A 24,510-nucleotide genomic window follows, 5' to 3' on the forward strand; every position below is an offset into this window, starting at 1 on the left:
ATTTATGACAGATACACCAAAACAATTACCTTTACGAGAGGATGTTCCTGTCGCAATGACATGGGATTTAACCAAAATATTTGAAAATGACGAGGCGTTTGAAGCCGCTTTTTCTGAGGTACAAGCGATTTTACCGAAAGCTCAGACCCTTAAAGGAACGCTCGGCAATGGCGCACAAGCCTTTTTAGAAGCGTTGGAATACATCTTAAACGTTTCTCGTCAGTTAGAATTACTTTATGTTTATAGTCATCTTAAAAATGACCAAGATACGGCGAATACAACGTATCAAGGCTTATACGGTCGCGCGAGTGCGTTACTTTCCCAAGTGAGCGAAGCCATTTCGTGGTTCGAACCGGAATTGTTAACCTTGTCTGATGAGCAAGTATTGGGTTATTTAGAGGAAGAAGCACAACTGTCCCATTATCGTCATTATGTTGAGCAAGTTATTGCGAACCGCTCCCATATTTTACCGCAAGAACAAGAAGCATTATTAGCCGGTGCAGGTGAAATTTTCCGTTCACCAAGTACAACTTTTTCCGTTTTAAATAATGCGGATTTAGAATTTCCAATTATTGACGGTGAAAATGGCGAAAAAATTCAACTCTCTCATGGCATCTACGGACAATTGATGGAGAGTACAAATCGTGAAGTACGAGAAGCAGCTTTCAAAGGGATTTATAGCGTTTATAAACAATTCCGCAATACGTTTGCGACGACATTAAGTACGAATATTAAAGCACATAATTTTCAAGCGAAGGTCCGTCATTTTGAGTCAGCTCGTGAGGCTGCGTTAAGTCATAACCATATTCCAGAAGCTGTTTATGATAACTTAGTCAATGTTGTCAATGATCATTTGCCGTTGCTCCATCGCTACATGGCTTTAAGAAAACGATTGTTGAAGCTAGATACATTACATACATATGATTTATATACGCCGCTACTAGGTGAAGCGCCGATTCGTTATAGTTATGAAGAATCGGTTGAAAAAGCCCTAGAAGCGTTGAAACCAATGGGAGAAGAGTATCTAGCAGTTGTCAAGGAAGCCTTTGAAAGTCGCTGGATTGACGTTGTGGAAAATAAAGGCAAACGCAGTGGTGCTTATTCATCTGGTGCCTATGATACACCGCCTTATATTTTGATGAACTGGCACGATGCATTAGATCAACTCTATACGTTAGTTCATGAAGTCGGTCATAGTGTGCATAGTTATTTTACGCGGAAAAATCAACCGTATGTCTATGGTGATTATTCGATCTTCTTAGCTGAAATTGCTTCAACAACAAACGAAAATCTCTTAACGGAATATTTATTGAAAACCGAAAAAGAACCGATTGTCCGGGCCTTTATCTTGAATCATTATTTAGATGGTTTTAAAGGAACTGTCTTCCGTCAAACGCAATTTGCGGAATTTGAACACTTTATGCACGTGGAAGATGCGAAAGGGACCCCATTAACGAGTGAATTCTTAAGTGAAAACTATGGTCAGCTGAATCAAAAATATTACGGGGAAGCTTTAACAGAAGATGAAGAAATTCGCTTGGAATGGTCGCGAATTCCGCATTTTTATTACAATTATTATGTGTTCCAATACTCAACTGGTTTTTCAGCCGCTGCAGCGTTAGCGGATAAAATTTTAAATGAAGAACCAGAGGCACTCGAGAAGTATTTAACCTACTTAAAAGCTGGTAGCAGTGACTTCCCAATTGAAGTGATGAAAAAAGCTGGGGTAGATATGACTCAAGTTACGTATTTGGAAGATGCGATGCACGTCTTTGAACAACGCTTAAATGAACTAGAAGCCTTAATTAGTGAACTTGTCTAAATAAAAAAAGGAGAAGGTCCCGTTTGGGGAATCTTCTCCTTTTTTCTATTTATCCGGTATTTCACTAGCTAAATTTCGCGAACATGATCTAATTATAGGCTTTATTCATCTTCAATGGTTGTAGTAAGGATGGGGTTCTTGGTGCACAACGTTGAAGCTCAATGACTTCTTGAATTAAGTCTAATCCTTCTAATAATAAGCCATCTTCTTCGCGGTAACAATTATAGATAACGGCACTCGTTTGTTTATAAACGTGAAAATCTCTTGCAGTGCATTGATCTTTTAAAAAGAGATCTTTAATTAAGGCGGAGTGTCGATCTTCTTTAAACATCGCATAGTCGCCACCGGTTTGTAAAAAGAGTTGTTTAATGAGGGACTCAGAATAAGGGCTGCCTTCGTTGAGTAATTGATGTTGTAGGGCTAACAGGAACTGACGGGCGCCTTTTTTTCCTTGAATTTGAGCGGCTTTAAAGTCTAAGGCAATTGTATATGCTAAACGAAAATAATGATTTCGTGATTCTAAATCGATGGTTTGTTGTTCAAATGTAGCAGTAATCATTCGCTGGTTAATCAATGGAATAATCGTTAAGTCGATTTTTTCGGATCTCGTACTCGTAAAATCAATCAATAATTTTTCTGCTTCTGCACAGTTTTTACCAAGTGGATTGACAAATAGATAGATTTCGATCAATGGATAAACCCCCATATGCATTTTAAAAAAGAACAATCGAGACAAAAAAAAGAATTCACACAGTGATGTGAACACAACATTCAGACGTTCTCTCTTTATTACTATCCACTGTAACAGAATTTGTAAAAAAAATGAAATGAAACACTTTTTATTTAACGATTCATCGCCCGAAGAATCTTATTTTCAGCTTTTTGATAAGGAATTTTTAACATTTCTAACAGTTGAGAAAAATCAATTTTTCCTTGTGTCTCATCGCTCACTTCTAATTCGAGTTCGTAATCTTCGCGACCGTTATACCAACTATGATCAAGTGCCAGTAAGCCAACGGCGATAGGAAATTCATAGCGCTTTGTCGTAAGCTCAGCAATGATTCTGACTTCTTGAGGATCAATGCCATTTTCAGTTAATCGTTTGGCCACTTCTCCACCTAATTTGATGCGTTTTTCTTCGATGAGTTGCTTCGTCTCTTGCAAAGATAAGGAGTCGGTGATTTCAAGTAATCCTATCGTAGTGGTGGGACATTTTAATGTTAATTCACCGTAATCTTGATACTGACGAATGCGTAAACCCCAACGTTTTTTTTGTAACTGTTGATCAGATGTATCAAAATAATAATTGGTTTGTTGCTGGAAGGACTGATCTTGCAATTGATAATACTCAAAAACTTTCTGATAATCAGCCTGATTTAATAAGGTTTTATACTCAATTTCCAATTGTTGTGCCATTTTTTTCTCCTTCAATCGTTCATCTGCCACTGGTGGCTTTTTCTTTTATTGTAGCTTATCTGTGAAAAAAGAGAAAGAAATGAATTGTTTCGTCAGAAGGCTAAAGGTTTTATCAAATCTGTGCTAAAATAGGGAAGGAATCTGAGTGGAAAGACAAGAGGGATGAAGCATGGAAAGAGAGTGGGATTTATTTTTAGCACCTTATGAACAAGCTGTTTCAGAGTTGAAGGTAAAACTACGAGGTATTCGTAAACAATTTCGTGAAACGAGCCAACATGTACCGATTGAATTTGTGACTGGACGTGTGAAGCCGGTCGATAGTATTTTAGCAAAATCAACACTACGGAACATACCGATTGAACGGTTGGAAACTGAAATGTCAGATATTGCGGGTCTTCGAATCATGTGTCAATTTGTGGATGACATCTATCATGTTGTTCAATTATTGCGTAATCGTAAAGACATGAAAATTGTGATTGAACGTGATTATATTGAAAATAAAAAAGCGAGTGGGTACCGTTCTTATCACTTAGTGGTGGAATATCCGGTGCAGTTAGTGGATGGCGAAAAAGTGCTTTTGGCAGAAATTCAAATTCGAACATTAGCAATGAATTTTTGGGCAACGATTGAGCATTCACTCAATTATAAATATCAAGGCGATTTTCCAGCAGAAATTGGGGAGCGTTTGAAACGAGCAGCAGAAGCGGCGCACCAATTAGACGAAGAAATGTCGAATATTCGGGTAGAGATTCAAGAGGCACAACGCTTATTTTCACATGGAAAAGGCGCGAATGATCATTTTCATTACCAAAAAGAGCTTGAGTGGGGGGAATGAAACCGATGGGATGCTTACGAGTCGCTTTAGTTCACAACCAATCGGCGAAATCCATTGCGGTAGCGAGTCAATTAACGAAACTATTGTCAACATCAGGGAATATCATTGATCAAGAAAATCCGGGAATTGTCATCTCGATTGGCGGTGATGGGACCTTGCTTTCAGCCTTTCATTTATATAGTCACAAGCTGGAACAGGTCCGTTTTTTAGGGGTTCATACTGGTCATTTAGGGTTTTATACGGATTGGCGGGATTATGAGTTAGAAGAATTAGTTGAAACGCTATGTCACAACCAAGAAGAAAATGTTAGCTACCCGTTATTGGATGTCGTGATTCGTTATCGAGATGGTCGAACAGATAAGCATTTCTTGGCGTTGAATGAGTCGACGATTAAGCGTGAACACCGGACGATGGTCGCAGATGTTTATTTAAAAGATGAATTATTCGAGCATTTTCGTGGGGATGGCTTATCTGTTTCAACACCAACTGGTTCAACGGCTTATAATAAAAGTATTGGAGGTGCCGTTTTACATCCAAGTATTGAAGCGATGCAATTAACAGAAATTGCCTCGCTCAATAATCGTGTTTTTCGCACAGTCGGCTCTTCGATTGTTGTACCAAAGGACGATTGGATTGAAATACGGTTGCCAGAAAGTATGGATCACCTTGTAACGGTGGATCAATTTAGTATTCAGCAAGCAGATGTGGCGTCGGTGTATTACCGAGTGGCGCCCGAAAAAATTCGCTTTGCCTCGTATCGCCATATGGATTTTTGGCGTCGCGTAAGGGAAGCATTTATTGGAGATTTATCATAAGATGAAGTTTAGTTATCAATATGAAAAAGAAGAGACGCAACAAGTAAAATTTTTTTTAGCCGAACAAGGGATTTCCAGACGTCTTTTAGCAAAGATTAAGTTCCAAGGAGGACAAATTCTTGTCAATCAAGAAGAAAAAAATGTCCTCTATTTTTTGAATGCCGGCGATGTGGTAACAATTATTATTCCGGATGAAGGAGAACATGAAACCCTCGTCGCAGATCACACGCCGATTGATATCGTATTTGAAGATGACCATCTTTTAATTGTCAATAAGCCAACAGGAATCTCTTCCATTCCAGCCCAATATCATCCGAATCAAACGATGGCAAATCGGGTGAAGGCTTATTATCAGCGACAAGGGTATGTCAACCAAGTCGTTCATGTGGTGACGCGCCTTGACCGAGATACATCAGGGTTGATGGTATTTGCTAAGCACGGTTTTGCTCATGCGAAATTAGACGAGCAGTTGCGTGCACGAACATTTGCTAAAAAATACCAAGCGCTTGTTTCGGGGGCCGTGGAGTCCTTACAAGCTCATGGCTGGATGCGTCAAGCGATTGGTCGGGATTTAACGTCGATTATTAAGCGTCAAGTCGTCGAAACAGGACGTGAGGCAGAAACAGAATATTGGTTAGTCAAGAAAAATGAGACGATTGCCTTGGTGGATATTCAACTGCATACCGGTCGAACACATCAAATTAGAGTTCATTTTTCAGCGAATGGCTGGCCATTAGTTGGCGATGATATGTATGAGGGACGAATGGATTTATCGATTCAGCGTCAGGCGCTCCATTGTTACGACGTACAGTTTCGACATCCCTTTACCCAAGAAGCCTTACACTTTCAACAACCACTCCCAGAGGATATGGAGGCGATTGTAAGCATAATTGATTAGAAGAGGTGAATGATTTGGAAGAAAAAAATGAATTAGACACTCGCTATGAGGTCTTAAAAATAGCACTACAAGAACAAAATCTTTCTGATTTTAGGGAGAATTTTTTAGAATTACATATTTACGAGCAAGGACAGTTTTATGAGTCTTTAACGGAAAAAGAGCGGGTACAAATGTATTCGTACTTGTCACCTAAAGAATTAGCGGACATGTTTGACTCGTTAGAAGAAGACGAAGATGCCTTAAAAGAATATTTAGAAGAAATGCGTCCTAGTTATGCTGCGGCCATGTTATCAGCCATGTATACGGATAACGCGGTCGATTTATTGAATTTATTAGGTAAAAAAGATACCGCTAAGTATTTAAGTTTAATGAGTCATGAAGCAGCTGCTGAAATCAAAGAATTATTGCACTACGAAGACGAAACAGCCGGTGCGATTATGACGACGGAGTATGTATCGATTTTGGCGAATCAAAGTGTCGGTTCTGCGATGCGCTACTTAAAAAAAGAAGCGGCTGTGGCGGAAACGATTTATTATATTTATGTCGTGAATGATCAAAATCAATTAGTGGGCGTTATTTCCTTAAGAGATTTGATCGTCAATGAAGATGAAACCTTTATTAGCGAAATCATGAGCGAGCGGGTAATCTCCGTCCATGTTGGCGATGACCAATTTGACGTCGCTCAAACGTTCCGTGATTATGATTTCCTAGCATTACCAGTGACGGATTATGAAGATCATTTATTAGGAATTGTGACAGTCGATGATATCATCGACGTTATCGACGAAGAAGCAACAAGTGATTACTCTGGGTTAGCGGGGGTTAACGTAGAAGAAGTTAGCGAGAGTCCACTGAAAGCTTCAACGCGTCGGTTGCCATGGTTGATCACGTTATTGTTCTTAGGAATGGCAACAGCAACCTTAATTGGAAAATATGAAGTACTTGTCAGTGAGGCTAGTATTTTGGCAGTCTTTATTTCATTAATTACCGGAACAGCAGGTAATGCTGGGACACAATCGCTAGCGGTCGCAGTCCGTCGTCTAGCCATTAGTGATGATAAAGAAAAATCATTCGCTCGCGTGCTCATTTCTGAAGTCTTAACGGGCTTAATCACAGGTGCGGTAACCGGAATTACGATTTTTGGGATTGTTGCTGTCTGGAAAGGCAATCCTATTTTAGGATTTGTCATTGGGATGGCGATGATGGCCGCGATTACCGTCGCGAATTTAGCCGGTAGCTTAATTCCCATGCTCATGGATCGTTTAGGTTTTGATCCAGCGGTCGCTAGTGGTCCTTTTATTACCACATTAAGTGATTTAACCAGCGTCTTAATTTACTTTAACATCGCCGCATTATTTATGAGCCATTTTCAATAAAGAGGTCTTAGAACGAGCGTTTATGGGTAAGAGATAAAGGGAAAGGAAGGAAATCGAGCAACGATTTTCGCACTTTCATCTTATCTCCGAACCCATGCTCGAGCTAAACCATTTCAATAAAGAGGTCTTAGAACGAGCGTTTATGGGTAAGAGATAAAGGGAAAGGAAGGAAATCGAGCAACGATTTTCGCACTTTCATCTTATCTCCGAACCCGTGCTCGAGCTAAACCGATACACCCTGATAACAGTGCAACAACGCACTTTTTAAAAGCATCCCAGAAAAAGAAAGAAGAAGGTATCGTTAATGAGCAAAAGATGGAATATTCAAGAAATCAGAGAGTTTGTCGAAAAAAATTCAGATAGTAAATTGTTAACGAAGGAATTTCAAGGTTTTTCGCAAAAATTAGAATTTGAATGTGCTTGCGGAAACAAATTTGAAAAAAACTTCAAAAAATTCAAAAACAATCATCAACGAAAATGCGATGTTTGCCAACCACCAAAAGAATCTCGTTAACTGATAGTCAATAAAATCCACTTTTTACTAAATGTCGCAATCAGACATGAGGTAGGAAGTGGATTTTTGTCACTTGATACAGATAATCAACCGTTAAGATTCACTGAACGGGATAGGACTTTCGACGATCAATGGAATAGAACTCGTAGCTGAGAGGTCAAATGTTTTTTATTTTTAGGCCTGTCCTCATGATGTTATAATGAAAAGTGTAAAGAACGAATTGAAGGAGGGGCAACAAATGAAGCGAAGACGTTTATGTTTCCTACTGTTACTATTGTTAACTTTCACTGGCTGTCACATGCAAGCTTTTCGACCGACTGATTTAGAACGCTCAACGGTAAGCCTCACCCAAGGCAGCATAGAAGGACGGATTAAAGAAGAAACGATACAGACGATTCATGAACCGCTAACGCTTATGTTTGAAAATTTGACAGCGGATGAGTATTATTACGGTGTCCCATTTACGTTAGAAGTATGGCTCGAAGATTCTTGGTATCAAGTTCCTTTTGATGAACCCGTTGCTTTTATTGAAATTGCCTTCTTGTTAGAGGCTAATGCAACGACGGAAGAAGTCATCTCATTAGCGACGTATTTTGATAAATTGCCTGCTGGAACGTATCGCATCGTAAAAGTTTTTCAGACAGAAAATCGCACAGTGACGATTGCCCCGACTTTTGACATAATCGAACCGTAAACAAAATAGCTAAACTCCGGAAAATCGACGTGATGACTGTCGATCTTCCGGAGTTCTTTTTTTATTTAGATAATGAGAACGGTAATTCGTTTGTGGTCACTGTTCTTGGTGTTGGAACGGTGCCTAATTGATAATGAATCGTTCCACCATTCATTAAATCGCTATGATCAAAGAATAGTTTACGATGTACGTCATTATTCCGTTTTGTTTCGTGCAAGAATTGTTGTTGTGGGTAGTTAGGACTCGCTTTAATCACCAATTTTTCGCCATTTGATAAGTGAACAGTGGCTTTGCTAACTAAAGGCATGCCAATCACGTACTCGCCAGAACCTGGCGTTACTGGGTAAAAACCTAAGCTATTAAAGATATACCAACCAGCCATACTTCCGTTATCTTCGTCACCTGGATAGCCGGTAGGTGAGGCGTTGAAGGCTTGTGTCATCAACTGTTTCAAGAGTGGTTGGGCCATTTCAGGTTTTCCAATATAGCTAAATAAGAACGGATAATGGAAACTTGGTTGGTTCGAAATCGCAAGTTGACCAAATTCTAATGCAGCCATTTCACTCATTTCGTGAATTTCAAAACCATAACCATCGACATTATAGCGCGGTGCTTGGTTATTTAATTCGATTAATTTCTTCTCGAAGGCTTCTGCACCACCATGTTCGTCAATTAGGCCAGCAAAATCTTGATAGACGGCATAACTACTTTGCCAAGCACTACCTTCCGCATAATCACGCCCCCAGCGAATATCGAGGAAGTTCTCACGGAAATGTCCCTCTTGGTCTTTTGCGACCATAAAGCCTGATTCTTGATCAAAAATATTTCGATAGTTTAATGATTGTGCAGCGTAATATTCTGCCGTTTTTGTATCATTGAGTGTTTGGGCGACCTGGCTAATACAAAAATCACTATACGCATAGTCTAAGGTATGATTGACTGACTCATGGTAATTGCTTGGGACATAACCATATTTTAAGTAATCAAGCGTCCCTTGGCGACCATAATTTGAATTTTCGCTTTGAACCGTTGCGGCTTTTTTCATCGCTTCTAACATTGCAGGCATTAAATCAGAACGAATGCCTTTAACTGCAGCGTCCGCAATCACGGCATCAATTAAGGTACCAGGCATCAAACCACGCTCATCGGGAGATAACCATTTTGGTAAGAAGCCTGTTTCGTGGTAACTATTTAAGAAACCTTCTAACATCTCTTCGTATTTCTCTTGCGCAATTAAAGAGTACATTGGGTAAACCGTTTTGTACGTATCCCAGAAACCATTATTTGTGTAAAGCACACCTGGGCGCACGGTTTTACTGAATGTATCGTAATGGATATTTTCACCCTGTTCGTTTACTTCATAAAAGGTTTGTGGGAAGAGGAACATCCGATAAAAGTTATGATAAAACGTCGCTGTTTGTGTAGGATCTTGATGTTCAACTTCGATGCGACTTAAATAACCTTCCCATAGCGCTAAACTTTTTTCTAAATAATCGGTCGCTGTTTGGGTCGCTTCTCGTGATAAGTTTAATTGTGCTTGTTCTAAACGAATGAAAGAAGTGCCAAAACGGATATTTTGTTGTGGAATATCGCCAAAACGGACGATGATTTGGCCATCTTCACCAGTCTCTTTGATTGTTTCTGACGTAATCGCTTCCTCAAAAGAGAAGGTAAAGTAAAAGCGTAAATCATTGTCTTCACAACCGGAAAAATTGATGACGTGTCCTTGAATCGTATGGGCATCGATTTGTTCGACCTCGTAACGTCCGGGAAGTGAAAGCATGAATCCGGCATTTTTATCGGAATAATTGATTTCTAAAATACCACCATACAGACTCGGAATCATCGTTGAGGTAATCCCATAACGCAGTTGAGTCACGCTCACATGAGTCGGACGAAATGTACTTTCATTTGGACGATACGAACTTTGCGTATGGAAAGTGCTTGCTTGGTGGACGTCTCCGCTGAGTGGCGTCATTAACAAACGGCTGAAGTCACCCATCCAAGGGCTCGGTTGATGCGTTAGACGATACCCTTGGAATGTGCGATCTTCGGGATGGAACCACCAGCTTCCTTTTTGATCTGTTGTTTGAACGGCAACGTAATTCATCCCAAATGGAACGCCGGTATAAGGTAAGCAATTCCCACTCGAAAAGCTGTATTGGTTGGCTGTACCATGTCTTGTGTCAATTGTCTTTGTAATCATTTATCTATTTCTCTCCTTTGTGGATTGTCTTGTGATTAAACGGACCGGGACTTTTTGATCCTGGGGCATTTTTTTTGTTTTTAACCAGGTAATCAAGGTTTCACCAGCGATCGCACCGATTAAGGTAAAATCTTGTGCAATCGTTGTGAGTGGTGGATCAACGAATTGAGAAGCTTGGATATTATCAAAACCAATAATCGAAAAATCATCCGGAACATGATAATGCTGTTGTTTTAAAATACGCATTGCTTCAATGGCCACTAAATCATTTTCGCAAACAATTCCGGTGATATTATTTTCGGTTAAATACTCAATTAAATCATTGTTTGTCGCTTTTTCATCGCCGGAAGAAGTATGAAACGCAATATCAGCTTGATTTAACGCATGTAAATAGCCGACGTAACGATTTTTTACGGATTGCGGATGGGTCGTATTCCCAAATAAGTAAGCAATCCGTTCATGTCCTTGGTTAATTAATTGCTGCGTTGCAAGGAATCCACCATTGACGTTATCTGATAAAATCGTTGGGAAGTTTAGTTCAAAGTGCTTTTTATCCAGTACGATGACGGGAAAATGTTTCATGGAGAGTTTGACTAGAATATCGAGATACAAATCGGTATCTTCCGCATAATAAATGAGGCCATCATATTCTTGCGTCAGCTCCTCAACGGTCTTTTGCTTAAAGACATCTAAGGTTGCCATCGAAACTTCAATTTGTTCTTGTTGTAACGTTGGTAATAACCCTTCTGTAAAGTTCCCAACGGATAGGTCATTTAAAAACGGCAAGATAAACAGTGCTTTATTATTTTTTATGACAAACGATTCTTCTATCGTAGTAGCACTTGTTTCTTTTGCTTTCACAAAACTCCCTTTTCCTCGGACACGATAAATTAACCCTTCTTGTTCTAATTCATTTAAGGCTCTTTTTGAGGTAATACGACTCACTTGGTAACGATCCGAAAGTTCTTTTTCAGTGGGGAGTTGTTCTTCCACCGCAAGTTTACCGGATAGAATCTCTTCTCTTAAATCCGTTAGTATCTTTTTATATAGAGGTTGGCTCATAGAATCCTCCGATCTCAACATTAGTTGGTATATCATATATTGATGATATCACAGATTTCAAGAAAATAAAATACAAATATTTCGTTTGAAAACGTAGACAATTCGAAAAAAAGGAAGTATACTGACGTAGTAAGATATATCAAATTTATGGAGGATGAACTAAATGGCTTATAAAGATATACCAACTTCAGTACAAAACTTTATGGATATGATCACAGAAAAATGTGGCGAAGAACATGCCGATTGGGCGAAAAACTTTAATGCGGGTTTTGCCAATACGTTATTAACAACCGTTAAACGTCATGAAGACGGAACGAGTTTCTTATTAACAGGAGATATTCCTGCGATGTGGTTACGTGATTCAACTGCTCAAGTTCGTCCGTATTTAGTTGTAGCCAAAGAAGATGAAGATTTAGCTTCAATGATTAGTGGTTTAGTGAAGAAACAATTCTTTTATATCAATATTGATCCTTATGCGAATGCCTTTAATGAAGAAGCAAATGGTGCAGGACATCAAGATGATTATACAGTCATGAACGATTGGATCTGGGAGCGTAAATATGAGATTGACTCATTAGCGTACCCAACACAACTGGCTTACTTACTTTATAAAAATACTGGACGTACGGATCAATTTAACGAAGATTTCGTTGAAGGGATTAAAAAGATTTTACACGTTTTCAGAACAGAACAAGATCACCGCAAATCCCCTTATAACTTTGTTCGTGACACATGGAGAGCAGAAGATACATTGATCAATCATGGTCGTGGGGTAGAAGTCGCACCAACAGGGATGACTTGGTCAGGTTTCCGTCCAAGTGACGACGCCTGTGCTGGTGGTGGTTACTTAGTGCCTTCGAATATGTTTGCGGTTGTCGTTTTAGGCTATATCGAAGAAATTTTTTCAACAATTTTAGACGATGCAGCGATTGTTGCCGAGGCAAAAGCATTACGTGAAGACATCGAAGCAGGGATTGAAGCACACGGATTGACGAAAAATGCAGCTGGAGAAGAAGTTTTTGCGTATGAAGTCGATGGTTTAGGAAATGCGTCATTAATGGATGATAGTAATGTACCAAACTTAATTTCAGCGCCTTACTTAGGTTATGGTTCAGTGGATGATGAGCGTTATCTGCGCACGCGTCAAACATTATTAAGTAAAGAAAATCCATACTTCTATGAAGGGAAATTCGCTAAAGGAATTGGCTCATCACACACACCAGAAAACTATGTATGGCCAATCGCAATGGCAATGGAAGGGATGACCACTAACGATAAAGCGGAAAAAGAACGGATTTTAAATACATTAGTCGCAACAGATGGTGGCACAAACTTAATGCATGAAGGATTTGACGTTGATAATCCAAATGCCTATACGCGCGAATGGTTCTCATGGGCAAACATGATGTTTTGTGAGTTAGTCATGGATTACTTTGATATCCGCGTTGAAAAATAAAGAATGAATGAATAGGAGCGTACATGATGAAGAAAAAAGTTTATATTATCTCTCATAGTCATTGGGACCGTGAGTGGTACTTACCATACGAACAACACCATATGTTATTAGTGGAATTAATGGATGATTTATTAGAATTATTCGAAACAGATCCTGACTTCAATAGTTTCCATTTAGATGGCCAAACGATTCTCTTAGATGATTATTTACAAGTTCGTCCAGAAAAACGTGAAGCTATTCAAAAAGCGATTGACGCAGGAAAATTACGCATTGGCCCATTTTACATCTTACAAGATGACTTCTTAATCAGTTCAGAGTCGAATGTTCGTAATATGTTAATTGGGATGGAAGAAAGTAAAAAATGGGGCACACCGGTTAAATTAGGTTACTTCCCAGATACTTTCGGAAATATGGGACAAGCGCCACAAATGATGAAAAAAGCCGGACTTGAAGCAGCAGCTTTTGGTCGCGGTGTGAAACCAATTGGCTTTGACAACGAAGTCATTGAAGCTGAAAGTTATTCTTCACAATATTCTGAAATGTGGTGGAAAGGTCCAGACCAATCAGAGATTTTCGGTTTGCTCTTTGCCAACTGGTACAGTAACGGAAATGAAATTCCTGCTGAAAAAGAAGCAGCCATTAAATTCTGGGATCAAAAACTAAAAGACGTGGAACAATTTGCGTCTACCGGTCACTTATTAATGATGAATGGGGTTGACCATCAACCTGTTCAAAAAGATGTGACACAAGCCATCAAATTAGCAAACGAATTGTATCCAGACTATGAGTTCATTCACTCAAACTTCACGGATTACTTAGAAGCGGTCCAACAAGATTTGCCTGAAGATGTTGGAACTGTTGAAGGAGAATTAACGTCGCAAGAAACAGATGGTTGGTTCACATTAGCCAACACGTCTTCTGCACGTGTTTACTTAAAACAATGGAATAACCGTGTCCAACGTCAATTAGAAAATATTGCAGAACCTTTAGCGACGATGGCTTATGAAGTAACAGGGAAATACCCACATGATGAGTTAACGTATGGTTGGAAAACATTAATGCAAAACCATCCACATGATTCGATCTGTGGTTGTTCGGTTGATGAAGTTCACCGTGAAATGATGCCCCGTTTTGAAAAAGCCAACGAAGTAGGAAAATACGTAGCAAATGAAGCGGTCCGTCAATTAACGGAAAAAATGGATACAACCAATTTCCCAGCCGACAGTTTCCCATTTGTTGTGTTCAATACGAATGGCTTAGCCAAATCAGGCGATGCGATTGTCGATATCGAGTTAGAACGTAAAACATTTTCGCAAGGTTGGCCGGCACAACTTTATCGTCAATTAGAAGAAGTTGAAAAAGGTGAGTATCATGTGATTGATCAAGCAGGAAATGTCGTAGACGCAGTGATTTCTGAAGAAGAAATTCGCTTTGATTATGACTTACCAAAAGATGCTTTCCGTATTCCATTTATGGAGCGTTACGTTACCGTGACGATGCCGTTAAAAGATATGGCACCATATGCTTGGGAAACCTATGCTTTAGTACCAGGAAAAGTGGAAGAAAAAGCCGGAACGTTAGCAAATGAAGCGGGAACGGTCATTGAAAATGATTTCATTAAAGTTGAAATTGCGGAGAATGGTTCTTTAGCGATTACCGATAAAGAAACAGACGTCACTGTCGATAACTTAGCAGTCTTTGAAAACGTGGGCGATATTGCCAATGAATATATCTTCATGCAACCACAAGGGGATAAAGCAATCCTGTCATCAGACGTGAAAGCCGCAATCAACGTTATTTCAAATACAGCGAATAAAGCAGTGATTGAAATCACTCATGTATTAGACATTCCTGTTTCCGCGGATGGATTATTAGAAAAAGAACAAAAAATGGTGATTGGTTTTACTTCACGTAAAGCACAACGTTCAAAAGAAACGGCCCCTCTTACCATTAAAACGCTTGTTACGATTACGGGCGAAAGCAAGAAAGTTGATTTTGAAACAAGCTTAAATAACCAAATGAAAGACCACCGTCTACGCGTGTTATTCCCAACAGGCTTAGTCAATGTGGATACGCACGAAGCAGATAGTATTTATGAAGTCGTGAAACGTCCGAATGGTGTCAGCGCAAGTTGGAAAAACCCAACAAACCCACAACATCAACACGCATTTGCCAATCTGCATGATGAGACACGTGGCGTAACAGTTGGAAACTACGGCTTAAATGAATACGAAATTGTCAACAATGAGACGATTGCTGTGACGTTATTACGTGCCGTTGGTGAACTTGGTGACTGGGGTTATTTCCCAACACCAGAAGCACAATGTATTGGTGAGTATACGTTTAATTACAGTGTTGAACTGCATGGTGCACCTGAGTCACGTTATGCGACTTACCAAAACACGTATACGGCACAAGTTCCATTCACTACCGCACAAATCGCTGTTCAAGAAGGAACATTGGCATCAAGCCGTGTCTTTGTTGAATTAGAAGGTGATCTGTTTGTTCCAACGGCCTTAAAACGTCGTAAATCAGATAATCATGTCATCTTGCGTGGTTACAACATGGCTGATACCGACCGTGAGTTAACTATTAAGAAAGACAATGTGCAACCAGAGCTACTAAACTTACTAGAAGAAAAAATGGATGAAGCTTATCCAGAAAAATTAGGCGCCTACGAAATTCGTACTGTTGGTTTAGGAGAGTAACCTGATCTTTATCGACAATTTTTACCCACACACACTTAAAGCACCGATCACGATTTTGTGATTGGTGCTTTTTCTTCTGAAAAAAGCTCTAACTACAATTATTTGGAGGGATTACAGCTTCTTTCGAGGTATTATTATTCTTTTAAAAAGGTATAATAGGAGTGAAATGGCACTTTAATAGGAGGCGATTCGATGATTGTTTCAGATATTTTGTATGGTGAATACGAAGTGGAAGAAGTTCTATCGGAGTTGATTCAAAGTAAAGAAGTCCAACGATTAAAAGAGATTCATATGGTTGGTGCAAGTTATTTACTGAATCCTCTTTGGAATGAAACGCGTTATGAACATTCAATCGGTGTGATGTTGTTGATTCGTAAGCTTGGTGGTTCTATAGAAGAGCAAATAGCAGGATTATTACATGACGTTTCTCATACTGTTTTTTCCCATGTGATTGACTTGGTGATGAAACGAAATCAAGAAGACTACCATGAAAAAATTAAGGAAGAGTACTTGAAGGAAAGTTCAATCCCCGAAATTTTAAAGCAATATCGTTTTGATTGGCAAGAATTATTACTCGATGATACGCAGTGGAAAATATTAGAACAAGAAGCGCCCGTTTTATGTGCCGATCGTGTGGACTATACTTTACGTGAAGCTCATCGTTATTTTGGTACTGATTTAGCTGAGATTCATTCATTTTTAAAGGAGTTAAGTCTCATCGATGGGAAAATAGTGTTGAGAAATGTCGCTGCTGGTGAATGGTTCATTGAGGAATACTATAAAGTAGTACTTGACTTTTTTTATGCCCCCGTGAATATTTATGGTTATGAATGGATGAGCCAAATTCTAACCTATGCTTTGGCGAATGAATCTCTATCAGTCAATGATTTGATGGAAACAGAAACTCAGATTTTGACGCAACTATCGGAAATGGAAGATACGGAATTACGTGGTTTATTCCGTCAGTTTTATCAACCCGTCACTTTTTTAGAAGTATTGCCAGGAGATCGTTACGATATTTATCAGAAAAAGAAAACGCGTCTTGTAGATCCTCTAGTTAGAGTGGACGAAACAGTCGATTTTACTTCTAATTATTCAGAAAAGGCACAAAAAATGAATCGACAAGCACAAGAGAAAAGTGAAAAAGGCATATATTTACGAGTCTGCGGTATAAAAAAAGAGTAGTATATGTACTTTAGTTGGATAGTTGTTTACTTTAGAAAATCCATTGCATCATTTGGATGAGTCATAAAATGAATAGGAGGGATTCGATGTATAGTTATTATGGGAAATTAAGTACAGAAGTCTATGATTTTACGAAGCCTGTGGGTTACTCGCTTCATGGGGATATTGAATATTATCTTGAACGTTTAAAAGAAGTAGAAGGGAAAATCTTGGAAGCCGGTGTGGGATCGGGTCGCTTTTTGATTCCCTTACTCGAAAATGATTTTGAAGTCGATGGTATTGATTATTCCCCTTCAATGTTAGCGTCTTGTCGTAAACGTTGTGAAGAAAGAAATCTGATAACCAATCTTCATGAAGGAGTGCTCAGTGATTTTTCACTTGAGAGTCGATACGCTGCCATTGTGATTCCAACGGGTTCTTTCGGATTGATTGAGCAACGAGATGAGGCGAAAAATGCGTTACAGTGTTTTTATGAACACTTAAATGTGGGTGGACGAGTGTTGATTGATCTCGTTTTTCCAACGGATTGGACAACAGGTAAAGTTTCAACCAATGCTTACGAAATCTCACCTGTTGAAGGAATTACCCTTGAAAATCACTCGGTTGAAATCGACTGGATCAATCAATGGACATTATCCTATTTAAAATATGAAAAATGGCGCAAGGGAAAGTTAGTCGAGACGGAATTGCAAAAATTAGTGTTGCGTTGGTATGGTGTTACCGAGTTTCAATTATTATTAGAGGAAATTGGTTTCACCGATGTGACCTATTCTGCGGATTATACGTATCAAAAACAACCATCAAAAACGAGTTCAATCTTGACTTTTGAAGGGACTCGAAGTAAGAAGTAATTGATAACAAGAGTATTTTTTAATTATTGAACTTGACCAAACATAGGAAAGAGGGCTGTGACAAAAGTCACAGCCCTCTTTTTTGATGAACGTTTGATTGATAAATGGGTGACAAAAATCTGAAACTTAGAGAACACCTTACTTATTCACGATTCTTAAAAGAATTGGGTATTGCTCATTGCTGTTTCTTCGATAAACCATTCGCCGTCGATTTTGACAAACGTATGATTGGCTTCGGTAATGTGATTACGAAATTCTTCCGTGCCTTCATTAACGGTGCGTTGCTGGGTTTTGACTAAAATACGTTCACCATCTTCTTTTCGAACTTCGAATGAAAGAAGTGTGTGCTTCACATCATATGTTTCAAAAAAAGTCGTCATTTCTTTTTTTGTTGCTTCCCGTGCTTCAGGAATTAATGTCTGAAGGTATGTTTCCACATCTTCGTCATTGGCAGCTTGCAGATTTCTTTCTAATAAATCATAAACGGCATAAACATCTTCTTCGTTGGTAATGTTTCCTTTGATCTCTACTGCGCCAGCTTCTTGATTGATTTTCTCACTCATATCATTGGCTTTGTTCACGTTATTTAGAATAAAGATTAGAAAAATTAACCCTGCGATGCCGACAAATACTTTTTTTAACATCTTTCTTACCTCCAAAATTACGACGTTTAAACGTCGGATAACTTACTCGGACTTATTATACCATGATAGAGGTTCCGACCGAGAATGATTCCTTCAGGCATTGGATAAGGTCCATCAAAAGGCAAACGTTCAGCTGCTAGTTCTTCAATTGGCTGATCATTTTCGAGCCATGCTTCAATCCGCCAGATGGTCGTGTCGATCCGTCCTAAGATCCCACTGTAACGAATATCCAGAATTTCCCAACCAAATGCTTTATTTGCCGCAAACCAAATTTTTCGGTGCCCCAATCGTAACTCTTGGACTTGCTCTTTTAATTGATTGATGGTGACTAATAGTTCTCTCATTTGTGTTTTCTCACACGCAAGGTAGGCTGCTTTTAACGCAATTCCTAAATCCGTTTTGATGACAAGTAGGTCAGCAAGTCGCGTATAGTGAGCAAAGATTTCTGAATGATTAGCGCGGGAGCAAGTCTTTAATTCTTGTGCTAATTGTTTGTAATGTGTGGTTAAGTCAAAAGATGAAATGGTTTCATCGTAAAGGCCAAGTAATAAATCTTGATACAAAATAATTTTACTAATCGCCGAACCACTTGGATTGTTTTCAGCGACTCCTGGGGTTTGATCAAAACGATCGAGTAATAAATAGGCAGCCATCGATTCATGTTGGATTTCCATAAAGCGTTGGGCAAGGAGTTCATCGGGAACTTCTGCGTTAAATTGATGTTCGGCAAACAATTGAAGCCCGAGTAACGCCGTATCTAGTGGCGTTTCTGCTCCGTCATCGCCCCAAAGTGTTGCATAAACGGATTCAATCTGTTGTTTTTTACAGGCTGCTAAGGCTGCGTTTGTTGAAATCATTGTTTTTCCGTAATTCGGTGCAACGCCGTTAAAGGTCCAAATGCCACCCGCAAAGACAATCGGTTTTTCCAGTAATTGATGGCTAGCCAGTAAATTCTCATATTCAGATTCTTCATGGTGATAGTAATCCCAGTAGACCATTTTGACGTTTGGAATACTGTTAACGACTTCAGCAGGAATATCAAATTCTGGATCATAGTAGTCACCGGTTTTAGAACCAAGACGAAAATACATATCACTCCACATCTCAACTTCTAAATCAAGTGCATCGGTAATCGTTAAAACGTGCGCGAGGTGACGGTTCATAATGTCAAAGCGATTCTCAAAACCATTTTTTTGTAAATAACGTCCCAGACCTAATGTATGTGCCTCGTCCATTCCAATATGAATTTTTTTTGTACGAAATGGGCGTGAAGCTGCTTGAATCGCTTTTTCTAAAAATTCATAGGTTTTGGGTTCATCGACTAATAAAATATCTTCCGTATCACGCATTTCACGCGCAAAGTTCCATTTCAAAGGATTTTTTAAATGGCCTAAGACTTGAATCGAAGGAATGAGTTCAATTCCTAAAGCAAAACCGTAGTCATCGAGTTCTTTTAATTCCGTGTAAGTATAGCGTCCACGGAGATAACCAAAATAAGGATACTCAGGAATTTCATACGTATCTTCCATATAAAGCATGAATTGATTAAGCCCCATCGTGCTACACGTTTCCAATAATTCTTTGATTTTTTCGACAGTCGGGACGGCATTGCGTGACGTATCGACCATCGGACCAATCAACTTGAAATGAGGATGTTCCACTAAATGATAGGTTTCTTGTTCCCAATGAGCGAGGAGGAGAGTCAATCCTCTAAAAAGATGTGCCGGTTCACGAAACGTAATTTGGATAGCGTCGATGGTTTTTGATACCATTAATGATTCGCCTTGTTGTTGGAGTTTAATTTCGATACCATCTGTATGAATGGTATACCCTAATTTTGGTGCAAGAATCTGTAAGCCGGTTTCCACTTGCGTTAAATCACCTGTAAAATATATCGCTTTCATTTTTTTATTCTCCTTTTTATTTAAGTCACCGTTAGTATAGTATAAAAGACTAACGGTGTACCTATTCGTAAAAAGTTACACATTGAAAGCGGTTATTACATAGTAAAGATGCCCAAAATTGACCAATCAATCAGATCATACAAGGGAATATCACGCTTAAAAGTGTTTTTTTGGGAGCGTTTGAATGCTGTCATGACTGACTTTGTAAGCGGGTCAAAAACCACATATTGAGAACAATTGATGAAAGGGCTATTCTGAAAACGTGTTCAGCAAGCAAATGATTTTGAAGGGGGAAAAAAAATGGAGTTAACTGGCAATAAGCCGCAATTAACTGCGCAACAGAAAAAAAGAGAAAAAAGAAAAAAAAGCATCCTGGCAAGTCGTCAACTGTACGTCTTTATCTTACCAGCGTTCTTAGCTTTCTTTATTTTCTCGTATATCCCAATGTATGGAGTAATGATCGCTTTTAAAGATTATATTCCGACGTTAGGTGTTTGGGGGAGCCCTTGGGTGGGATTCAAACATTTTCAACGTTTCTTTGATTCTTATTATTTTTGGGACTTATTAAAAAATACGATTGGCATTAGTGTCTATTCATTAGTCGTTGGGTTTCCTTTACCCATTATTTTAGCACTTGCTTTAAATGAAATTAAAGATGGCCCATTAAAGAAATTCTCGCAAACGGTTACTTATGCACCAAACTTTATTTCAACGGTTGTAATGGTTGGGATGATTTTAGCTTTCTTAAATCCCTCAACAGGGATTATCAACCACGTCGTGCAATTTTTCGGGATGGAACCAATCGCCTTTATGGAAAATCCCCGTTGGTTTAAAACGGTGTATGTCTTATCAGGTGTTTGGCAAGGAACCGGTTGGGGTTCTGTGATTTATCTCGCAGCGTTAGCGGGCGTTGATACCCAGTTACATGAAGCGGCCGTCGTGGATGGTGCAACACGCTTACAACGCATTTGGCACATTAACTTACCAACGATTCGTCCAACAATGGTGATTTTATTAATCATGAACGTCGGATCAGTGATGAACTTAGGATATGAAAAAATCTTATTAATGCAAAACCCGTTAAACATGGAATCTTCAAACGTGATTGCTACGTTTGTGTACCAACAAGGGTTATTAGAAGCACAATATAGTTATGCGGCAGCTGTTGGTCTATTTAACTCAGCGATTAATGCGATTTTAATGATTTCCGTGAACAAAATTGCTTCGAAGCTTGGCGAGTCCAGCTTATTCTAGAAAAGGAGGACCATAAGAGATGAATAATCGTTTAGTGAAAGACACCAAAGCAGATAAAGTTTTTATGATTTTTAACTACATTTATATTATTTTAGCCGTAGGAATCGTATTGTATCCACTGATTTATATTATCAGTGCTTCGATTAGTGATCCCCAATATGTGAATTCAGGAGAAATGTGGTTGTTCCCGAAAGGATTTACGTTAGAAGGCTACAAAACAATTTTAGATAATGATAGCATTTGGCGTGGCTATTTAAACACGATTTACTACACGGTATTAGGGACAACGATTAACTTAGTCGTGACGTTACCGGCAGCCTATGCTTTATCCCGTCCGGACTTTTACGGACACAAAACGTTTACAACGTTCTTATTAATTACGATGTTTGTCAGCGGGGGATTAATTCCAACATACTTACTGATTAAAAACTTAGGGATGTTAAATACCGTTTGGGCGTTAGTGTTACCAGGTGCGGCTTCTGTTTATAACATTGTCGTAACACGGACATTCTTCCAAAGTACGATTCCACGAGAGATGGAAGAAGCGGCCATTATTGATGGCTGTTCCGACTTCAAATTATTTATGAAGATTGTGTTACCACTTTCGACACCAATCATTGCCGTAATGGCGTTGTTTTATGGGGTCGGCCACTGGAATGGCTTCTTCAGCGCTTTGATTTATTTATCTGACAAAGCAATGTACCCATTACAAATGGTCTTACGTGAAATCTTAGTCTTGCAAGATATGTCGTCAAACTCAATTGGCGGGACAATGACCGGCGAAATGGCCGAGTTACTTTATTCTAAACAACAACTGGCAGCAGTGATTAAATACGGTGTCATGATTGTTTCTACATTACCAATTATTATGATTTATCCATTCCTACAAAAGTATTTCGTTAAAGGAATGTTGGTTGGTTCTGTTAAAGGATAAAAAAGTATCATCCATTCGTTTAAAACGGCGTTAGCCGATTTAATAAAAAAGATTCAAGGGGAGAATTAGAAATGAAACAAACGAAAGTACTAGTCAGCTTACTCGCATGTGGTGTGTTACTTGCAGCATGTGGTAATGGCGGAGACAAAGAAAATACAAAAACAGAAGTAGAATTAGGCACAGCTGGAGAATTTCCTGTTGTAAAAGAAAAACTTTCAATGACGATGATGGGTCCTTCTACAGGCGCATCTGAATGGGCAGATATGGGCTTTTTCAAAGGAATGGCCGAAAAATCAAATATCGAATTTACGTTTACGACGCCTCCGGTAGCTGATTTTGGCACAAAGTTAAACTTAGCATTTGCAAGTGGTGACTTACCAGATGTTTTATTCGGTACCGATACGAACACATTGACACCAGCGATGGAAATGGACTATGGTAGTCAAGGAATTTTAGTACCAATTGAAGATCTAATTGCGGAAAATATGCCGAATTTTAGTAAAGTATTAGAAGAAAATCCAGATGTTCGTAAGTCAATTACAACACCGGACGGTCATATTTACTCATTACCAATGATTCACCGCGGAAATACAGCGATTTGGCCTCGTGGACCAATCTGGTATAACGGCGAATGGTTAGATGCGTTAGGCGTAACGGAACTTCCAAAAACAACGGATGAATTTTATGACTTACTCGTTCGCTTCCGTGATGAAGATCCAAACGGTAACGGCAAAAAAGATGAAATTCCATTGACAGATGTGAAAATGGATTCAACTCGTCCATGGTTAATGTCAGCATTTGGAATTACGGACCGTACGATTGAAGAAATCGATGGTAAAGTCGTGTTTACACCAGTAACTGAAAACTACAAAGAATATGTGACATTTATGAATAAATTATATTCTGAAAAATTATTAGACCAAGAAGTTTATTCGCAAGCGGATGAGCAAAAGAAAGCGAAAGGTCAAAACAATCAAATCGGATTATTCCCAGATTGGTTCTCTTTCTTTACGACAGGTCGTCAAGAAAATGAAGCTGTGATGGATCCAATGTTCTACCCATTAACGTCAGATATTAATACAGAGCGTGTAACGCCAGGTAGCCCACGTATGGGTCGTTCAACATTCGCGATTACAAGTAATAATCCTTCACCTGAAGCAACGTTACGTTGGGTTGATTATTTCTACAGTGAAGAAGGCGCAGATTTCTTAAACAAAGGTCCAGAGGGCGATTTCTGGGTGTATGCTGAAAATGATAAAGGCGAACAAGTTCGCGTCTTTGCAGAAGGTGTTGATCCAACTGAGTCTGAAGAAGCACGTTCAAAAGTAACACCAGATTACGGTATCATGGTACCAAAAGTTGAATTCCCTTCAGATCCAAGTTCAAATGTTTTACCAGATGCGAATGCGGTTAGTGATACAACATTCCAAGATTTCTTAACGGCTGAAACGGAAGAGAAAATCACACCGTTTGCGAAAGTGACTTTCCCATTATTATACTTAACAACGGAAGAGTCTGATAAAGTTCGTGACGCTGCAACTGATTTAAAAACATATGTTGAACAAATGGAAGCGAAATTTATCACTGGATTAGAACCGATCTCAAACTGGGATAAATACGTGCAAACACTTGAAAGCATGGGCTTAGAAGAATACGTAAGTGTGCATCAACAAGCTTACGATCGTTGGGCAAGTGCTGAGTAATTTTTTGATGATACAACCAAAAGCGAAGACATCGAGAAAATCGTTGATCTTCGCTTTTTTTCACTGGAAATTTGGATAGATAAATTGAAATCTACCTGTCCATGCATGTTATTTTATTATGTGGGAAACGTTGTAAAATAAGTTTAGAGTAGTCACAAATGTTGTTTATATGAGAACGCTTCAAGTTTGCCTTAAATAAATCATAAGAACAGACAATTCTTAGGGCATTTTCA

Annotated in this window: 20 protein-coding genes; 14 read left to right on the forward strand and 6 right to left on the reverse strand. The window is 39.0% G+C overall.

All coding sequences use genetic code 11. The features are described 5' to 3' along the window. Nucleotides 1–4: 4 nt before the first annotated feature. Nucleotides 5–1,822: an oligoendopeptidase F gene (gene pepF, locus IGI68_RS07565; RefSeq protein ID WP_438731996.1), complete on the forward strand. Its 1,818-nt coding sequence runs from the start codon at nt 5–7 to the stop codon at nt 1,820–1,822. A gap of 88 nt (nt 1,823–1,910) precedes the next feature. Here pepF and IGI68_RS07570 read toward each other — a convergent pair whose 3' ends face one another. Both IGI68_RS07570 and IGI68_RS07575 read right to left on the reverse strand, forming a co-directional pair. Further along, nucleotides 1,911–2,513 carry a DsbA family protein gene (locus tag IGI68_RS07570; RefSeq protein ID WP_071875728.1) on the reverse strand — a complete coding sequence of 201 codons (603 nt, stop codon included), beginning with the start codon at nt 2,511–2,513 and terminating at the stop codon, nt 1,911–1,913. A 152-nt stretch (nt 2,514–2,665) separates the two neighbouring features. Beyond that, nucleotides 2,666–3,238 carry a CYTH domain-containing protein gene (locus tag IGI68_RS07575; protein WP_438731999.1) on the reverse strand — a complete coding sequence of 191 codons (573 nt, stop codon included), beginning with the start codon at nt 3,236–3,238 and terminating at the stop codon, nt 2,666–2,668. A 169-nt stretch (nt 3,239–3,407) separates the two neighbouring features. Here IGI68_RS07575 and IGI68_RS07580 point away from each other — a divergent pair, with 169 nt between their 5' ends. From IGI68_RS07580 to IGI68_RS07605, 6 genes are all read left to right on the forward strand, one after another. Beyond that, complete coding sequence (locus IGI68_RS07580; protein ID WP_071875726.1) at nt 3,408–4,073, forward strand: GTP pyrophosphokinase; 666 nt, start codon at nt 3,408–3,410, stop codon at nt 4,071–4,073. Between the two features lie 5 nt (nt 4,074–4,078). Continuing rightward, a complete protein-coding gene (locus IGI68_RS07585; RefSeq protein WP_438732002.1) occupies nt 4,079–4,888 on the forward strand; it encodes an NAD kinase in 810 nt (269 codons plus the stop codon). Nucleotide 4,889: 1 nt separating this feature from the next. After that, nucleotides 4,890–5,786 (forward strand): RluA family pseudouridine synthase, encoded by an 897-nt coding sequence (locus IGI68_RS07590; RefSeq protein ID WP_438732004.1) that lies wholly within the window; start codon nt 4,890–4,892, stop codon nt 5,784–5,786. Between the two features lie 14 nt (nt 5,787–5,800). Then, entirely contained in the window at nt 5,801–7,162 is a 1,362-nt protein-coding gene (gene mgtE / locus IGI68_RS07595; RefSeq protein WP_438732006.1) for a magnesium transporter, read from the forward strand. A 304-nt stretch (nt 7,163–7,466) separates the two neighbouring features. After that, nucleotides 7,467–7,676, forward strand: a complete 210-nt coding sequence (locus tag IGI68_RS07600) for a hypothetical protein (RefSeq protein WP_071875723.1) — start codon at nt 7,467–7,469, stop codon at nt 7,674–7,676. Between the two features lie 238 nt (nt 7,677–7,914). Then, nucleotides 7,915–8,370 (forward strand): immunoglobulin-like domain-containing protein, encoded by a 456-nt coding sequence (locus IGI68_RS07605; protein WP_438732009.1) that lies wholly within the window; start codon nt 7,915–7,917, stop codon nt 8,368–8,370. A gap of 61 nt (nt 8,371–8,431) precedes the next feature. On the opposite strand, the gene IGI68_RS07610 is transcribed toward IGI68_RS07605, so the two are convergent. Both IGI68_RS07610 and IGI68_RS07615 read right to left on the reverse strand, forming a co-directional pair. Then, nucleotides 8,432–10,576: a GH92 family glycosyl hydrolase gene (locus tag IGI68_RS07610; protein ID WP_438732011.1), complete on the reverse strand. Its 2,145-nt coding sequence runs from the start codon at nt 10,574–10,576 to the stop codon at nt 8,432–8,434. After that, nucleotides 10,577–11,638 carry a GntR family transcriptional regulator gene (locus IGI68_RS07615; RefSeq protein WP_438732013.1) on the reverse strand — a complete coding sequence of 354 codons (1,062 nt, stop codon included), beginning with the start codon at nt 11,636–11,638 and terminating at the stop codon, nt 10,577–10,579. Nucleotides 11,639–11,801: 163 nt separating this feature from the next. Here IGI68_RS07615 and IGI68_RS07620 point away from each other — a divergent pair, with 163 nt between their 5' ends. The 4 genes from IGI68_RS07620 to IGI68_RS07635 all read left to right on the forward strand — a co-directional run bounded on the left by IGI68_RS07620 (nt 11,802) and on the right by IGI68_RS07635 (nt 17,838). Beyond that, nucleotides 11,802–13,094, forward strand: a complete 1,293-nt coding sequence (locus IGI68_RS07620; protein WP_071875719.1) for a glycoside hydrolase family 125 protein — start codon at nt 11,802–11,804, stop codon at nt 13,092–13,094. Between the two features lie 26 nt (nt 13,095–13,120). After that, nucleotides 13,121–15,802, forward strand: coding sequence for an alpha-mannosidase (locus IGI68_RS07625; protein ID WP_438732015.1), 2,682 nt, complete (start codon nt 13,121–13,123; stop codon nt 15,800–15,802). Nucleotides 15,803–15,994: 192 nt separating this feature from the next. Then, the gene (locus tag IGI68_RS07630) at nt 15,995–16,987 is read left to right on the forward strand and encodes an HD domain-containing protein (protein WP_438732017.1); all 993 of its coding nucleotides are present in this window, start codon (nt 15,995–15,997) and stop codon (nt 16,985–16,987) included. A gap of 86 nt (nt 16,988–17,073) precedes the next feature. Beyond that, nucleotides 17,074–17,838 (forward strand): class I SAM-dependent methyltransferase, encoded by a 765-nt coding sequence (locus IGI68_RS07635; RefSeq protein ID WP_438732019.1) that lies wholly within the window; start codon nt 17,074–17,076, stop codon nt 17,836–17,838. A 155-nt stretch (nt 17,839–17,993) separates the two neighbouring features. Here IGI68_RS07635 and IGI68_RS07640 read toward each other — a convergent pair whose 3' ends face one another. Next, nucleotides 17,994–18,482: a hypothetical protein gene (locus IGI68_RS07640; protein ID WP_438732021.1), complete on the reverse strand. Its 489-nt coding sequence runs from the start codon at nt 18,480–18,482 to the stop codon at nt 17,994–17,996. Nucleotides 18,483–18,508: 26 nt separating this feature from the next. Next, nucleotides 18,509–20,386: a beta-N-acetylhexosaminidase gene (locus IGI68_RS07645; RefSeq protein WP_438732023.1), complete on the reverse strand. Its 1,878-nt coding sequence runs from the start codon at nt 20,384–20,386 to the stop codon at nt 18,509–18,511. A gap of 300 nt (nt 20,387–20,686) precedes the next feature. On the opposite strand from IGI68_RS07645, the gene IGI68_RS07650 reads away from it, so the two are divergent. The 3 genes from IGI68_RS07650 (at nt 20,687) to IGI68_RS07660 (ending at nt 24,277) form a co-directional block, all read left to right on the forward strand. Continuing rightward, a complete protein-coding gene (locus IGI68_RS07650) occupies nt 20,687–21,640 on the forward strand; it encodes an ABC transporter permease (RefSeq protein WP_438732025.1) in 954 nt (317 codons plus the stop codon). 19 nt (nt 21,641–21,659) lie between these two features. Then, nucleotides 21,660–22,574 (forward strand): carbohydrate ABC transporter permease, encoded by a 915-nt coding sequence (locus IGI68_RS07655; RefSeq protein ID WP_438732027.1) that lies wholly within the window; start codon nt 21,660–21,662, stop codon nt 22,572–22,574. Nucleotides 22,575–22,645: 71 nt separating this feature from the next. Further along, the gene (locus tag IGI68_RS07660; RefSeq protein WP_071875689.1) at nt 22,646–24,277 is read left to right on the forward strand and encodes an extracellular solute-binding protein; all 1,632 of its coding nucleotides are present in this window, start codon (nt 22,646–22,648) and stop codon (nt 24,275–24,277) included. Nucleotides 24,278–24,510 lie beyond the last annotated feature (233 nt).

The sequence above is a fragment of the Enterococcus sp. DIV1314a genome (genome assembly GCF_051713805.1).
GTDB lineage: Bacteria > Bacillota > Bacilli > Lactobacillales > Enterococcaceae > Enterococcus_I > Enterococcus_I aquimarinus.